Raw genomic sequence first — 2,008 nt, forward strand, 5'->3', positions numbered from 1 at the left:
ACCCGCTGGAACAACTCCCACAACCCGTCCGGGACCAGCCGCTCCACGATCGTCATGCCTCAAGATTACGATCCCAAATGAGACGACGTCTAAAGAGTTGTCCCGCCCTGACGACATCGCCTCCACACGTGGATGGTGGTGGGGCCGCCGCCCCGACCCCCTGCCGTGGTGAGGCAGCCCACCTGATGGTGGAAAGCCGGAGCTCCTGACTCCGTCCGACGAGGCGCTGACCAGGAAAGTACATGACTGACCTGACCGATCTGCAACTCTTGGCGAAGCTCCCAGCGATGGGCGAAGAGGGCGTGGTGACCAACCACTGGAAGAAGGCAGAGGAAGGGGTCGGCGTCACCTTCCCCTCTGCCTTCATGCGCTCCTTGGACGTGTCCGGGGGTGCGAATTTCGACGACTTCCTTCGCGTCTACCGTGCGGGTGCCGACAACCAGAACGTCGATCTCCTCACTCAGACGTACCGGGCCAGGAAGACCATGGCTACGACCCGTCCCCACATACAGGAGTTGTTAGAAGCCTTCCGCTTACCGCTCAACAGGCTTGATCAGTCGAACAGGGTTGCTGTTCGGGTGATCCCGCGGTGGTCGGGGCATAACGGCAGGGCCTCTTGGTAGCTCGGGGTTGCGATCCCGACCAAGCAGTACCAGGAGGCCCTGAGGCCCCTATGTTGTGTCAAGCCGTAGATGTGGGCTTGGCGAGCGCGGCTGTCGGCTGGATGTGCCGGTACAGCTCGCGAGCTACATAACGCTTGAGGCAGCGGATGATCTCTCGCTTCGAGAGGCCCTGGGCGGTGCGGCGGTGCAGGTAGGCCCGGGGTGCCTTCGTCCCAGCGCATGCGGGTCATCACGATGCGGTAGAGAGCGGCGTTCGCCTGCCGGTTGCCGCCGCGGTTCAGGTCGGCGTTGGGTCTTGCCGGGGGACTGCTCGACCGGGCTGACCCCGCACAGGGCGGCGAAGGCTGCTTCGTCGGCGAGCCGGTCGGGATTGTCACCTGCGGTGATGAGTAGGACGGCGGCGCTGTCCGGGCCAACGCCCACGAGTTCCAGCAGCTGCGGTCGGCAGGCGCGGACGGCCTTGGTGGTGCGACGGGTCAGCTCCTTGGCCTCCTCGGACAGCCGCTGAATCCGCCGGGCGAGCAGGCGCATCGTGAATACGGCCTCGTCCCGGTCGTCGGCCAGGTCCGCGCACGTGGCGATCAGGGCCGTGTTGGTCAGGCCGGCGAGCGATTCGCGCAGGGCAGGGTCGACCGCCAGGAGGACGGCCTCGAGCTGGTTCATGGCCTGGGTGCGGGCTTTGACGGCAGACTCCTTGGCCAGTCGCAGGACACGCAGGTCCGCCGGGGGCCCGTCCGCGGTCTTCGGCGTGGTCGTGGCGCGTCCCGATAGGACCGCCCGGGCTGCGGCGTCCGCGTCGACTGCATCGTTCTTGCCCCGCTTGCGCCGGGTGGCGCGGTCGGGCTGGTTGACCTCTATGACCTGGATGCCCGCGCGCCGCAGGACTCGCGTCAGCGCGGCTCCGTAGGATCCGGTGCACTCGACTCCAGCACGGCTGAGGATGCCGAAGGACCGTGCCCAGGCCACCAGTTGGCGGTATCCCAGAGCCGTTGCTGGGAACTCCTGGTGCGCGAGTGAGGTCCCCAGCGTGGTGATCACGGCGGCGACGTGGACGTCCTTGTGGGTGTCGATCCCAAGGATCACCTCCTCCACTACGGAGGACTGCTGCACGGGCAGGGTCGGCTGGGGCATGCTGACGATGGTCACAGGACTCCTCGGATTGGGGCTGGTGGCCAATACCGGTCCGGTGGGCAGTCAGAACTGTGACGGTGCTTTGTGCGGCAAAGCCCCTATCGGGACACGTCCACCGGGCCGATGCCGGCAAGCGCCGCCGGGGGCTGGAGCCGACATGCGCCGTCCCCGTGACCGCGGTGAACACGTTCGGCCGTACCTCTGTGGCCCAGCCCCGGGCGGCCAGCCGCTTCACCCGCGAGCGCACCCCCTCC

General features: G+C 67.2%; 1 protein-coding gene and 1 pseudogene. One reads left to right on the top strand and one right to left on the bottom strand.

The window, feature by feature from the left end; translation table 11 throughout:
- Window positions 1-242 precede the first annotated feature (242 nt).
- A complete protein-coding gene (locus tag ABZV31_RS38190; protein WP_355901479.1) occupies window positions 243-623 on the top strand; it encodes a hypothetical protein in 381 nt (126 codons plus the stop codon).
- A gap of 58 nt (window positions 624-681) precedes the next feature.
- On the opposite strand, the pseudogene ABZV31_RS38195 reads toward ABZV31_RS38190, so the two are convergent.
- Window positions 682-1,754, bottom strand: a pseudogene (locus ABZV31_RS38195) (IS110 family transposase).
- Between the last annotated feature and the right edge of the window lie 254 nt (window positions 1,755-2,008).

It is taken from the genome of Streptomyces sp. NPDC005202 (assembly GCF_040608235.1).
Taxonomy (GTDB): domain Bacteria; phylum Actinomycetota; class Actinomycetes; order Streptomycetales; family Streptomycetaceae; genus Streptomyces.